Here is a 14327-nt window from a genome sequence, read left to right as displayed (position 1 = left end):
CCCTGAACATAGAAGTAAGTTCAAATATTGTTATTATTTTATATAAAATTTTTGTAAAAAAGTCAAGTTTGAGAACTTGTCAGTTTGAGAACTTGTCAAACATAAAAACCTATGGTTATCCGGAAACGTTTCTGCAGGTTAGGCATGTCTGACACCAACATCTGACACCGGCAACTTGACAAGGATTAATCAATATGTTATTTTTAGCTTATCATTCTTAAGTAACATTTGTAAAACAAAGATAATGTCCAAAGATAGATGAAAAAAGATGAAAACAAAAATGGAGGGAAAAAGATGAAAAGAACAATTGCAGTTGTTTTAGGTTCTGTTTTCTGTTTCGCGAACCTGTCCTTTGCAGAAGAGGTGCGTTCAGTCGAAGAGCTTATGTTCATGGACATCTCGGTAATGACCGCTTCCAAGAAAGCTCAGAGCCTCTCAGATGCGCCTGCTACAGTAAGTGTTATTACTTCGGAAAATATAGAGAATTCAAGTGCGCTTACCATACCGGACCTGCTCAAGATGGTTCCCGGTATGGAAGTCATGGCTTTTGATGAAAGGGACCAGCAGGTAAGCATACGCGGGTTTAACGGTGTTTTAAGCAACAAACTGCTGGTTATGATCGACGGCCGTTCGGTTTACTGGGATGCGTACGGTTATGTGTTCTGGCCGCTCATGCAGGTAGGGCTTGAAGAAATAGACAGGATAGAAATCATAAGAGGGCCCAGTTCTTCCCTGTACGGTGCAAATGCCTATTGCGGGCTGATAAATATTATCACGAAAAAACCAGAACAAATAGCCGGCACGCACGTTTCTTTGATAGCGGGCAACAGGAATATCCTTATACCTTCGGTCATGAATGCCTGGGTAGGAGATAAGGTTTCATACAAGGTTTCCGGAGAATGGAACAGGATGAACAAATGGCAGGATGATTCAAAAAGCGCAGGTGATATCTCAAAGGGGAATGCCTTTGTTGAATATAAATATAGTGAAAATCAAAGTCTTGCTCTGTCTGCCGGAAGGTCGCACGTTATAGATTACCGGTTTTTTCTGGGAGAGGATTTGGGTTCAGCCAATTTTACGGGAGATCTTGATTATATGAGGTTTGACTGGAGTTACAAAACTCTTCAATTCAGGACCTATTATAAAGAAGAAAATGCTGGCAGCATATTAAATATCAGATCGAATGAAAATAAGTCATGGAAAGGTTCGTCGCTTGATGCAGAAATCCAGCATTCCATCGATCTTGCAAGCAAACACTCTATTTTATGGGGTGTGAACGGCAGGTATAACCGTGTAATTTCAGGTGGGTATGTCCCCGCCTTGTCCCAGAGCTTATGGGCAGTCTTTGCGGAAGACCAGTTTAAACCTTCGGACAAACTATTGATCTCTGTCGGAGGCAGGTATGATATGCACCCTCTTGTAAAAGAAACTATTTCCCCAAGAGGAAGCATCGCCTATAATTTCGATAATAACAACACCCTAAGATTATCTGCAAGCAAAGCCTTCCGCCAGCCCTCTTTAGTGCAGTCGTACATAGACTGGACACAGAACGGTACTTATTCGGTGGCTCTTATACCTGGTGTGTCTATACCTTACACTTCTATCGTTAGGGGAAACAGCGATCTTAAAGCGGAAGGCATAAAATCTGTGGAAATCGGATATCTTAACCACGGGAAAGAACGCTTTAAAATGAGCGCAAATGTGTTTTATAACCAGTACGACGAATTTATCACGGTGACTTCTCTTCCGACTTACTACGACGCCAACGACCTTTTTCCCGGTTCACCCGGAGGTTTGCTTACAAAACAGCTCATTAGCAGCTATGCAAATGCTGGAAAAGCAGATGGATACGGAAGCGAGCTTGAATTTAACCTGCTTGTTATAAAAGGTTTGTCTGCGGTTTTAAACTATTCCTATATAACCATAAAAAATACGGAAGACGATATAGCAACTGCTTTAATAAACGAAAAAGACGCTACACGCATGGATGTGCCCAAGCACAAAGCCAATATAGGGTTAAATGCAGACCTTGGAAAAGCTGTGTCTTTCGCGGTTACGGCTAACTGGGTTGATAAAGCGATCTATGATATCAGCGACGGTTCAGGCAATGAGTATCTGGCGGATGTTGACCCTTATGCTGTTTTGAATATGAAATTAAACTATAAGTTATCAAAAAATACGCTCATATCTTTGTCTGCATCTAATCTATTTAATAACTCCCACTATGAGTACCCAAGAGGCATAAATCTTCCGGATGAAAGCAGTTTTGCAATAGGGCGCTTGTTCTACGGGCAAGTTAAGTATTCTTTTTAGACAAAAAATATATTTTTTAACAGCACCCTGTAAAAGGGTGCTGTTTTTGTGCGCACGGCACGTGCGCACGCTTGGGGTTCACCCACCCTATAGAAAATCCCATCCAAAGCATAAAATCAATAATAACAGAATACTGCATTATTTTAGAGTCTTCCAATGGCGGGCATCCTTTTTGGTGCTAATAATAACCAGCCTGCCTGATCCGCAGGGCGTAGTTAACAAAATTTTGAAATATTTTACATTTTCTACTTGAATTTTTTACAATAATGAAATATATATATTATATAATGATTTTTCTGTAGTATGGACAATATTTATTTTATGAAATTTATATTAATTGGAGCACTCATTATTTGTTTTATAGTTCAGATGATAAGCCCTTTGGCTGCATTACCGGATGTGTGCCCGAATACCGCTTTTGACAGTGCAGGCGATGTGTTCAAGTCAAGCTTTCAGATAACAAACTATCTATCCAAGGCATCAACTGCACTTCTTGAAATGGTTTTAAGCAACTCTCCGTTTAAAATACCCCTAAAGACTACATCTTCAAAACGGAAAAGTTCGCATGCTGCTTCATCCCAGCCAAGAATAGCAGGCACTGCACTAAGACTTGAGAATTCAAAAAACGTCAAATTCAATCTCCTGACTTCAACTATAACCAACTTAGTATTGCAAACCCGAGGTTTAACTTGCATTGTTAAATTACAATCAACTCTGTCCCGCATTCCGCATGACCCACCGCTGATCTTTTTATTGTTTTTATTACTGTTTTATATTCTTCCCCGCGGGGCAATTGACAGCGTTCTTATGTATTCTCGTATAAGGAAGATCAGCCTAACCTATACTTTTGGGTTAGGTTTTTTTATTGCTCAAAGAGCGCGTGATTTCCGAAGGTCATGCGGGGTATGCACCCTTAAAAAGATAATATCTTTGATTACCTGTATATGTTTTATATTGACATCGGTGATAGCGCAGCCAGCTTACGGAGCGCTTGAACCAAGGAAGAGCAGTGTCCCGGATGTAAAAACGATCTTTGACAGCTTTATACTTCCAGCACAAGTTGGGCGGATTACGGAAACCCATACAGAGGCTGAAAGCAAGGACATTAGCTTCGAGTCTAGCGTGCCATCAGGTAATTTGGACGGAGCTTTCGCAGATACCAACCTGCCAAAACAGGTTGTAATAAACATCCAGGACCTGCACTGCCATCCTGAGGTCCAGAAAAATATTGCAAAGATACTTGCAAGCCTGGATCAGAAGTACAACCTTAAACAGGTGTACGTAGAGGGTGCAAGCGGGGCTCTCGATACATCCTGGCTTACAGGTGTAAGGGACCAGGATATACGCAACAAGATACTGGATGCTCTTATTGACAGCGGCAAACTCACAGGCCCTGAGTATTACTCAGCCCAGTCAGGCAAGCCAAACCTGCTTGTTGGCGTGGAAAATAGAAAACTACACACTGAAAACCTCTTGAGATTACAATCTATTATTCAAAAACAGAAATCCCTGCAGGAGCATGTAGATACCCTTTCATCCGATATCGATATCCTAAAAGAACGGTACTACAACTCCAAAAACAAGAAATTTGAAAGACTTGTTCAGAAATATAAAGACGGCACAATAAAGCCTCAACAATATTATAAAAAGATAGAAGATTACTCGCAGAAGCTTGATATAGACCTGGCGCTCTTTAAAAATGTCTCTAGTTTTTCAAGAACATTCAATGTTGCCAAAGAACTTAATTTTAAAAAGATAGGTGTTGAACTCCAGGCATTCATAGCTTTGCTCAAGCAGAAACTGCCATACAGCACCTATCAAATGCTCCTAAACAATACCTCTAACTTCTCAAAAGCTAATGAACTATATTTGTACCTCTCAAAGATAGCGGCACAGAACCCTTCTCTGACAGCTGAATATCCCAATTTAAAGAGGTTCTTCGAGCACATGGCGCTAACTGGTGCGGTTAACCCTCTTGAACTCATTAACGAAGAGCAGCGCCTGGAAAACGAAATACATTTTCGCCTTATACTCAAGCAGAGCGAGCGCGATATAGTGTTTTTGGCAGGATTTGTAAAGTATCTAAGGGATTTCATCGGCTATAAAGTCTCATTTGACGATTATAATTATGTCCTGGCAAATTTCCCTAAATTTGAGCTTTTATGGGCTAAGTATGTCGGTAATTATAAGCTTTCAGAGTTTGATAAAGACATTGCGCTCCTTGGCGAGTACTATAAGGTAAACGTTACCCGCAACGAATGCCTGCTTGATAACTGCGATATACAGAAGAGGGCAGGGGGCAGGGGACAGGTAGAACTTACTCCAAACTTCCGCTTTATAGCCCAGGGACGCACCGAACCTCGGACTCAGAACCCAATTTCAGAGCTGCTGAGCAAGTCTGAAATTGTGGTGCTGGTTACAGGCGGTTTCCACACCCAGGGACTTACCGGTCTTATGAAAGAGCGCAACCTCTCCTATGTGATTATCACTCCAAATGTTACCCAGGGCACTGACTCTGCAGAAACCATATACCAGGAGTTATTGGAGAAAGAAACAGACGCTCTGCGCAAAGAATCAGCCGAACCTATAAAAACTAGCTTTATTCCTTCCCACCAACCCATTACTGCCCTGGCACTGAAACAGCTTACTGATTTGCTTGCACAGCATAATGGAAAATGGGACAAAGTTACAGCAGCCGGGGAATATGCAGAAATAGTGTTAAAAATAAATGCAATTCAGGAACTACTTAAGAAAGGAAAGATTTCCGAGGTCAATGATTTATTTAAACAGTCTTTTCCATCAGACACTGGTATTGCCATAACAGTATTGCCAACTGCAACTTTAAAAACGTACACCATAGCCGTTGCCATCCAGGGCGATGTGGGAGCCGAATATACCTATAATGCTGAAAAAGGAACAATCGATAACGGAAAACTCGACTCTGCTCACCCCAAAAAATCCTCTGATGCAAGAGACATGGATAGTGTTGTCAGGCAGGTACTTGGTTACTGCGAGCCGGATAAAGTATTGGATATCTTTGGAGTCAATAGTTTAGATGAGTTACCGGCTAACATTGATGAGTTGGCAAAAACGCTTGAAAAAACAGAACTAAAAACCTTGCTTACAGAACTATTTACGGACGTTGCCGTGCAGATTAAAAATGACAAATTAACCGAAGGCGAGAAGACGGCATTAGATATCGTTACTAACCACACATTGCGTGTTTTTTGTGCTTTCCTTCAGATGTACCGCATGCAGGATGGCCAGGATACCCGGCAGGCAGGGGGGATAGGGGCATTATATAGCCAGGAGGATAACACAGTATTTGCCAGGCTTAAAGATATGATGGGCGAGGGTAAGGGTATTTTAAATGCTGACGTATTTAGAAAATGGGCCTTTGTTGCCTTGTTCCATGACATAGGCAAGTGCGATGAACAAGTAGTACATGTAACCACTAAAGTACATGAAATAACAAGCGCGGAATTCATAAGAAGATTTAATATAATCGGCAATCTTGCGTTGGATGTTGAGGAACGTGACGAAATATATTGGCTTATTAAGACCCATCTCAGGTTTGGATCACATGGGATAGGGGAATTGCCTCTCGATTCATTTTATGAGTTGTTTGAGGACCCTGAATTCCGGACTTATATCGCACCTCAAGGCATTATTGACCAGGCAAAATTTGAAAGGCTGTTTAAAGCAAACGCTCTTTTCTGGGTGTTTGATTCTGCAAGTACTGGCTGGTGCCGTAAGCGGCCGTTTGATTATCTGTTTGAAATTTCAAGTAAGTTGAATACTTTAACCGGGTGTAGTATTGAAGAGTTTAAAGGAAAAATTAAAGCTTTAGCAGAATCTGCACCTATGTTTGAGAAACGCCTGGGAAGGCTTGTCTCAGCGTTCTTGACGAATCCTGGAAAGGACAACGATGGATGGGAAAAGTTACTCGCTGCAGCGGAAAAACTTATCGCGGACGGCACCATAAAGAGCGCGGATTGGGAGTTTTTCAAAGGGCATTTTCCGCATATGGCAGTATGGGGCAGATTTTCACATCTGTGCGCAGAACCGCTAAATCAGGGCAAAGATCTCTCTAATACTGTCAAAGCATTTGTGCTTTGCACTAAAGCTGCGGACGGCGAATCATGCACGGAAATTCGTATGGTGACAGAAAGTGGTGCTATGCCGGCTATCAAAGAGGTGGACACGTATGCCGGATATCTGCATACCGTATTAGACCGTGCGGTTGACATTCAAAAAAGCGGCGATGAGATTTATTTTATAGATGTCCGGGGCAACCGCATAGACGGCCTAACCATGAAAAAGGATCCTGCCGCATCCCGGTTAATCGTCACTATACAAAAATTGTCAAGAGATGTTGACACCTCCGCTGTACTCTCCCAATTAGTCAATGGAGTCAAGTCTGACACCAAAACCGCAGGGGCAGCTCAAGGCCGTACTAATTTAGGTTTTGGAATAATTCCGAAGCCTTTAAATTATATGGCATATTATATAGCGTTGCCGTATGTTTTTATGCATGAACTATTCCATTGGCTTGTTGCAAGGATTTTAGGTTTTCCTTATGCTGAAATTCAAGTTCTAAAAAACTTTAGGCCAGTAAAGCCTGGAGTTAAGTATAATTCACCGATTCCTGTATTTTTAGATGAACTGTTTTGGCTGGCTCCAGCCGGCTGGGTGGGAGAACTTGTTTTTGGGCTGGGTACGTATATGTTATTTAGGACAGGAATAACAGAGCTTGTAATTTTGGCAAGCCTGTTTACTGTTTCAATGATTTTTGCAAATGCTTTAAGAATTCTTGGCGGAGAAAAAAATGACGATTTAGAATATTTTAAATTAGCAATAAAATACAGGTTGGATGAATCAAGAAAGAAAGAAGTTATAAAAGTTGATAGTTCTCCCAACCAGGGTCTTGGCAGAAATATGTACAGTATTATTTTACAGGTGTTAGGGCCAGTGGCACAACTGCTTTTGGCAGGTAAAATTCAGGAAATTGCCGGGAATATGGGATTTGCCATACTTGCAGAAATACCTAAAGAAAGGGTTTATATAAAACAAAATGAAACAAAGGTCATTATTAACGGAGTTGAATATCCGGTAAAAATAAGGGAATGCAAAGGCGATATTCTCTATATTGACCAGACTACAGTAGGTTTTGCTACTATTAATAAAGAAGAATCAGCACAAGGCAGTATAGTAATAGATGTGGCGCACGGGTTTTCTGAATATTTTAATCCTAAGGAAAGAGAGACTGCGATAATTCATGAAATAAACGAATCTGTAGCAAGAAAAGGTGACAATAGGGATTTCAATTATTACTGGCTGAACGAGAAATACAGGAATATCCAGTCACAAAAAGAGCTGGATGAGTTTGATGCTTTAGTTAAAGATCCGGAAAGAATAAAACAGTTAGTTGCAGGGCTTGGGACAGACGAATTCATAGAATCATACCACCGCTATATACACCATACAGCCGAAGCAAAACCTGAATATGCCGACGAATCAAACCTGATTAAAAAATCAGATGATGCTCTTGCACACATAATCGCTAGAACAACTTTTAAAGTAAACGATAGTATGAGGAAGATACTTGAATACCTTTTCCCGGGCAAGGATTTTACAAGCGTTGTACAGGCAAGCATATATTCTCTGGCAGGTAGGAGTGCTGCAGCAAAACAGAGAAAAATCGTTAAGCAAAACGTTGAAATGCTAAAGAAGATAGACATTCACTCTCTCGGGGCAGAAAACTGGTTCTCAAGAGTTCATGTATATATGGACAGGAACGGACAAATTGTCAGTATAGGCGAAAAACCTGAGCAGGATACAATAGAGTTGATATTGAATATTAAAAGGACAGGCAGAGGCATATCAATAAAAGATTTTTCGTTTTCATGGAGACAACCATTAAGCCAGTCTCAGCACATGATAGTTGCAGAAACAGAAAACATGCTTAACCTTGATTTTGAGGCAAAAAAGACAACAGTTGAGCTGTCCAAAACAAACGGAAGTAGTGAAGTAATATTGGATAATGACAAAAAGATATATCTAGTTATCCCCGGGAAATCCATGGTCACCATGAATATTGAAGATGGGAAAATATATATGGTGTTCCAGGGAAAAGACTTCCAAGGTAAAAAGGTGCAGGTACCGACAAAGGTGCGCAGTTTTACAGTTGGGCATTTTATATTGAACATAAGCAAGATAAACGATGGCTGTTTTAGGGTGCGCATAAGCCTTGCTGATAAAAGGCCCGGCAAATCAATTGTAAATGTTGTCAGTTTTAAAGCCGACTTCCGTGAGAATATGCAAATATCTGAAAATGGATTTACTGAAGGTTCCGTTGACCGCTTTGAGAAAAAATTTAGCGGTGATATGCAAATCATTATTGAGCCTAAGCAAAGAAACTTACTGCCGGGTTTGATCTCGCTTAAGGATGGGAAGATAACTTTTTCTGTACACAGCCCTAAAGGAGATAAAAATACTAATTTGGAATTCGGCAGGTCATATAATATTGGCCCGCTTGGGGTCTGGTTTGCAAATAATAACGGGGTATACACTGTACAGATACGTCCCAATGCTGATACCAGGGTTACTTTTATACCAGGCTATGAAAAGACTAAGCCAAAAATAGTCTCTAAATCCGGCATTGAATCAGTAATGAACTATATCAAGGTCAGGTACCCAGATCAGGCAGAAAACATAATTGCAAAATGGGAAACCCTGCCCGAAACAGAAAAGGAAAGATACAATAAAGAAGCAGCCGAGATATATGCTCCCATAGCAGAGATGGAGCAGGTTGAGAAAGCTCGTAAAGGCGGAAGAGAAAGTATAGAAGCGTTTATAGATAAACACGGACCAACTACAGCAGAAGAGCGCAAGATACTGATTAACGGCATGTATTCTATAGATTATTTTTTGATGAGACTGGCAGAGTGCAGTGTCCCTGCATTAGCAGGTGTTAAAGGCATAGAAATATTAGCAGAATTTCTTGCAAATCAGATTATGAGTGGAGATAAGTTTGGGAAAGAATGGCTTGGCAAAGAAGGCATTGAATATTTAAGGTCCCAGGGGATTGATACTAAGGAAGAGCTTGCAGAAATTATACGAAAAAACGTAATGCTTGGGCTTGAGATGTTTCCTGATATAGGGTTGTCAAGTTTGAGTATAAGCCAGCTTGCCAACATAGCCGCGCATGCAGCCTGGAACCTTTCGCATAAGAAAGGGGAAAGGCTGTGGAGTTGGGAGGGTAATGCACCCAACACCCAATGGGGAAGTACCACGGGAGATAATGCAGGCAGGGCAAGCGTTGCTAACCGGCTAAATGTTGATCCTTCAAATATCTATTCAGAAAGGGTCCGGGCAGAACTCCAGATGCACATGGAAAACCCGTCCCCGTTGCAGGCAGGATTAGCACAGGCAGAAAAACTTCTTGCCCTGTTGGCAGGGAAGAACCTCGAGGCAAGCGCAGCAAAAGAAAATGTACAGGCAGATGTTATGGTCGTTTGCGGGCATAATGATATTGAGGTTATACTCGATGCCATAGAAGTATATAATTCAATGGCCAAAAAGCCGAAATTAATCATAACCGGCGGGGTTGGGAAGGGTACACCGGAGTTAATAGCTTCGGTATTTAAACGTCTGGGGCAGGAAAAATTCAGTTCACTTACCGGAACGCAGCTCACAGAAGCACAGATTGCCGGATGGGTGGAAGAAGCGGCTGGTATTGAAACAAAATATGCCCAACCGGGATTTAAACCTTTTTATAGTAAGATTCAAGAATTAGGTATCACAGAGGCCAAACTCATTAGACTGCTTTTTGAATATGAATTGGAGATCAAACTTGCAACCCAACCAGGAGAATCCCAAACATGTTTTATAGAAGACCAGTCAAGGAGCTCATTTGAAAATGCGGTAAAAAGTATTGATATTTTACAGAAACTTGCCCAGGCATCTTCCCGCCCTCTTTCAGTGATAATCAATCAGGCACCATATGCTCAACTGCGTACTTTTAAAATGTTTGAGAAATTATGCAGAAAGGCCGGTATTAAAAATACGTCATTGGCCAGTTATACTACTACCCAAACAAGCCGTGTTATACCAATCAGGGAATTACTGCTGGAGTTTTGGCGGCTGGTATTGTTTGTTGGTTGCGGCGACATTGAGTTTGAAGGCGGCATTACCAACAGCATGCTAACTCCCTATTGGGATGCGTTTTTTTCCTTACTGACGTCGAATGGGAATTCAAAAGAAATCCAGGAAAGCCTTCGCGGCCTTGCCCTTGGCCTTAATAAACCGGGCCCGGACGGTAAGTCCGCACCTGTCTATCCAACTTCACAAAATTTGAAAGAACGGCTGAAGCTTAATCAAGCAGAGCCATATCAGGCCATGTTATCACAGTTGATTGATTGGGCATACGATGATACTTTTAAACCTCTCAATTTGTCCCTCACACAAGTTCAAGCTATCAACACCTTCTCTTCGGGCCGGCTTGGTATAAGCGCCGGGGCTGTGGTGTTGGTGGCAGTGAAAGCTATGGTCAGACCCAAAGAGGCCGTTAGTAAGGCAGTGCGGGTAATATTGGACTTACCCTACCCTAATACTTTATTAGGGGCATTGGACGGCAAAGCGTGCGTCGCTTTTGGCGAAGTTGCCGCGGAGTGGTTAAACTGGAGCGGAGTGCCGGTTATAGAGATAACTCCGAAGGTTTATACAGAGACAGAGATAAAAGAAACCGGCGGTATGGAAGATTATACAGCAGACGGGGAGAATCAGGTGCCGTTTGTAGTGATAACCGTAAACGGAAAAAAAGTATCTTTACGGATATTTGCGCATAAATGGGTTGATGGACGTGTGGAGCTGCAGTTGGCAGTGCCTGACGAATTGCCTGAAGGTTTGACGCCGCAAGCTGTTGCGGAGGCGTTAAATAGTTCTTCTGCCGCAACGGCCGGTGCGCGGTGGTCCCTCTTGCTTACTCTGGTTGAACACAGGGGTAAAGAAGCACTGCTGGCTGGCGAGAACAGTTTCAGGCAGAGGCTTTTGGGGTCCTCTCGTGACGCTGAAAATGTTTTTGATGGTATTGTTGTTAATATAGGAAGCGATCCGGTAAATCTGCCGGAAAAAAGCGAACTGGAGGTAACCTCGGGTAATTTGAGCCTGAGTTTCCCTGAACTTAAGGACATTGAAGCCCGGCTGAGGTATGCCGGGGTAATGGTAGCAGCAAGCGGAAATAATTCAGATATACAAGCTTCACAAAACGTGGACTGTGTATACCAGCCGGAAGATACCCAGCGTTTAGTCCAAGCCTATGGCCAGGCACGAAGAGTCAGAGGCGCGGGAGTTGAACCTCAACTGGATATAATTGTTGAATTAGCTCAACAGGGACTTACAGTAGAGAAACTGCCGGACATTGTCGCTCAAAGCTCGAAGTTGTGGTCCGGCAAGGTAAAAAATGCAATAGTAGCTGGATTGATAAAACCAGATGCTTCCTTAAACCCGGACGCTGTGCCTGCCGGCACTATACCTAAACTTGAGGATGCTCAACAGCAGGCAAATTTCAACGAGTTTAAGAAAGGATTATCACTAACTGACCAGCAAGCCTATGCTTTGTGGTGTGCGCGCGGATATAAACTTGGGCTTACGGTACCGGACCCGGAGCAGGTCAATACAGCGGTAGAGGGTGTCATGAAAGCAGCTGACTATGGAGAGTCCGGCATAGTGGTTTCCTTTGGCTATAAAGTAAGTGCTGACGATATTACATCGTTTATGAATAGATTTAAAGATGCTCAGCAGACAGCTGCCCAGGCCGAACAGGCACGCATACCGGCTGGTTTTGTCACACTGTCTCTACCTGTAGAGGTTTTATGTACGGAAGGGCTGGTTGTACGAATGAAAGAATTAGGCATTAGACCACAGGCAATTGTTGCAATCGGGCATGAAGGAAGCATAAATGCTTTGGATAAAGATGTATCTCTGCGGTTTGTACTGCCTGAGACTAAAGAAGTAACCGCTGATGAGGTTACAGCTGCCCTTAATACGGCAATTGGCAGCGGGAGAAACATCTGTGCAGACAGCGATCTTCCGGTTCAGGTTAACCAAAGGTCACGTATTACATTACAGCAGTTTGCCGATACCCTAAAACATGCCTTCACCAGTGCAAAACTTTCCGGTGATGCTCTTGCCTTAGATCAGCAGTTAAAAGGTACCCGGGTGTTTAGCAAAGAAGAAATCCCAAGTATAGAGAATGCGAGAACATTGATTGCCGCGGTGAGTAATTATCTTACGCAGGATAAGGCAGCCAGAATAGCCGGCATGAATGAAACAGTAGAAATTGTCCGGCAGTTCAGCAGCTATGGTATAAAGCGTGCTCTTGAACGGTACGACGCTGGTGGGGATGCAAGTGTTAAAGAGTCAGCGTACCTGGAAATCATGAACCTTTTAATTGGCGCAGGTATAGCAGTCGTAACCCGGGGCGAGGAGTTTACTGAAGACAAGGCCTTAGTGGCTTATGGCCAGCTCAAGCTTATTAAGGAAACTGAAAATGCACAAGTACAAGAGGAAGCTAAAGAGATATCGTTGGAAGCAGTTACTAAGTTCAAGGACGCAGTTATTGCTGAAATCGCCACTACTCCTATTACCAAAATATTGCAGAGCCGTGGTTTAACCGCAGAGGCTCTTTTACAGGGATTTGTATATTATAGGAAGTTCCCTGGTCTTATTGAACGTGTAAAGCCGTCTTTTGACGCAGCAGCTATCAACGCGATCCAAAGCGCAGCATAAAAATTAAAAGGGCACTGTGTTTCCCCTGTTGCCTTTTGTTTATTTTAATAGCTTTTTTAAAGACATTTTCATTTGATTTAGCATTTAATTACATAGATAAGGGATACTTGCCCGGGCCGATGACCCCGGCAAAAGCATAATTATTATACGGTCTTTCCGACGCAGGGTGCAGCTTAATTATCCAATATCTTATAGAATTTACAATTATTTTTCAAATTTTCCTTGATTTTTTGGAACTTTTAAGCTAATATTATTATACAAGCTCTCAATATCGTCGAACAAAAGAAAGAAACGTAAGTCAAGGAGAATAAAATGAAAAGATTATTATTAGTAGTTCTCGGCATCTTGTTTGTTGTACCAGCTATGTCGTATGCATTTACAATCACTGCATCATCGGCAACTGCCTGGAATGCTGAAATGAGGCCGTCAGGCGGCATGCAGACCTGGTTTGCGGTAATTAAAAGGCGTTCAGATAACGTTACTGTGAGTTCATTTACCTGGACAGGGATTACAGTAGCTAATCCGGGCTATAAGATCGCCAACCAATATATTTTAGTACAATCTACGGTAACTAATTTAATAAACTGGAGAATGGTTATCTACACAGATAATACCGCGGCAAAAGCAGGGTTCAGGATATTTTATAACGATGCAACTCCGTCGCAGCGCGCAGTGGCTTGTTCAACTGCAGCGTTCAATAATTTTGGCTTGGTCGGGCAAAATGTATCTCCTGATGGCTCAAAATCTGGTTTAGCGTTATCCTGGATGGTGCTGGATGTAGCGTCAGCTACACCTACAACGCCGGTATTTATGGTGAGCAGGCCCGTTACAGGCACTGCAGGATTTACGAACTATATGTGGAAGTTTCTACAGGATAAGGGAAGGGCCAATGTAGGCGGTGCGCTAGGCTCAGCCTGGGATATTACGTCAACCTATGTCAGGATCTGGGACGCTACTGGTTATTACTGGAATGAGGACCCTACAAAAGCAGCCCCGGCAAGTGACAATAATTTATATATTTACTTAGGCGTAGATACAACGAAGACTTTGGCGCAGTTTTATACTACAAAATCCTTAACAATAGAAGCCATGTCATACTAAAAGAAGGGTAAAAGCATGAAAAAGTTATTGCTGGCAGCTCTTGGCATCTTGTTTGTTGTACCTGCGGTGTCGTATGCATTCACCATAACTACATCATCGGCAGTCGCGTATAATGGTGAAAT

The 14327-nt window shown here is 42.3% G+C and carries 3 protein-coding genes; all 3 read left to right on the top strand.

Features of this window, described 5'->3' with window-relative positions; translation table 11 throughout:
- Positions 1 to 294: 294 nt before the first annotated feature.
- Positions 295 to 2313: a TonB-dependent receptor gene (locus LHV68_04615; GenBank protein ID MCB4791152.1), complete on the top strand. Its 2019-nt coding sequence runs from the start codon at positions 295 to 297 to the stop codon at positions 2311 to 2313.
- Between the two features lie 321 nt (positions 2314 to 2634).
- On the top strand, positions 2635 to 13104 hold the full coding sequence (locus tag LHV68_04610; GenBank protein ID MCB4791151.1) for a hypothetical protein: 10470 nt from the start codon (positions 2635 to 2637) through the stop codon (positions 13102 to 13104).
- Positions 13105 to 13416: 312 nt separating this feature from the next.
- Positions 13417 to 14205 carry a hypothetical protein gene (locus LHV68_04605; protein ID MCB4791150.1) on the top strand — a complete coding sequence of 263 codons (789 nt, stop codon included), beginning with the start codon at positions 13417 to 13419 and terminating at the stop codon, positions 14203 to 14205.
- Positions 14206 to 14327: the final 122 nt, after the last annotated feature.

This window comes from Candidatus Liberimonas magnetica, from assembly GCA_020523885.1.
In the GTDB taxonomy this organism is placed as follows: Bacteria; Elusimicrobiota; Endomicrobiia; order Endomicrobiales; family JAFGIL01; genus Liberimonas; species Liberimonas magnetica.
The sequence above is the reverse complement of the archived record's forward strand: the minus strand, read 5'-3'. Positions and strand labels throughout refer to the sequence as shown.

Bases quoted from the DNA above. Each gene is read 5' to 3' on its own strand.
- LHV68_04615 (MCB4791152.1), top strand. From the start codon at position 295: ATGAAAAGAACAATTGCAGTTGTTTTAGGTTCTGTTTTCTGTTTCGCG.
- LHV68_04610 (MCB4791151.1), top strand. From the start codon at position 2,635: ATGAAATTTATATTAATTGGAGCACTCATTATTTGTTTTATAGTTCAG.
- LHV68_04605 (MCB4791150.1), top strand. From the start codon at position 13,417: ATGAAAAGATTATTATTAGTAGTTCTCGGCATCTTGTTTGTTGTACCA.